Below are 853 nucleotides of genomic sequence, written 5' to 3' on the forward strand. Positions count from 1 at the left end.
AACGATTGGTTCTGGTTCCGGAGTTACGGTAATATTCAGTACAGTATCCGGCGCACAGTTGGCGCCTTCGTAATGAACAGTAGTATCACCGTCAGTACCGAAGTATTCCACTCCGTCCACAGTCCATGTATAAGATTCATCTGAACAGATGGTTTCGTTTGTAACGATTGGTTCTGGTTCCGGAGTTACGGTAATATTCAGTACAGTATCCGGCGCACAGTTGGCGCCTTCGTAATGAACAGTAGTATCACCGTCAGTACCGAAGTATTCCACTCCGTCCACAGTCCATGTATAAGATTCATCTGAACAGATGGTTTCGTTTGTAACGATTGGTTCTGGTTCCGGAGTTACGGTAATATTCAATACAGTATCCGGCGCACAGTTGGCACCTTCGTAATGAACAGTAGTATCACCCTCAGTACCGAAGTATTCCACTCCGTCCACAGTCCATGTATAAGATTCATCTGAACAGATGGTTTCGTTTGTAACGATTGGTTCTGGTTCCGGAGTTACGGTAATATTCAATACAGTATCCGGCGCACAGTTGGCACCTTCGTAATGAACAGTAGTATCACCCTCAGTACCGAAGTATTCCACTCCGTCCACAGTCCATGTATAAGATTCATCTGAACAGATGGTTTCGTTTGTAACGATTGGTTCTGGTTCCGGAGTTACGGTAATATTCAGTACAGTATCCGGCGCACAGTTGGCGCCTTCGTAATGAACAGTAGTATCGCCGTCCGTACCGAAGTATTCCACTCCGTCCACAGTCCATGTATAAGATTCATCCGAACAGATGGTTTCGTTTGTAACGATTGGTTCTGGTTCCGGAGTTACGGTAATATTCAGTACA

1 protein-coding gene is annotated in these 853 nt (G+C 45.4%); it reads right to left on the reverse strand.

What is annotated here, in order from left to right; all coding sequences use genetic code 11:
* Positions 1-853 (reverse strand): hypothetical protein (locus SLH46_RS21625; protein WP_320283308.1); only part of this gene is annotated, 853 nt, incomplete at both ends.

It is taken from the genome of Draconibacterium sp. IB214405, assembly GCF_033963885.1.
GTDB lineage: Bacteria > Bacteroidota > Bacteroidia > Bacteroidales > Prolixibacteraceae > Draconibacterium.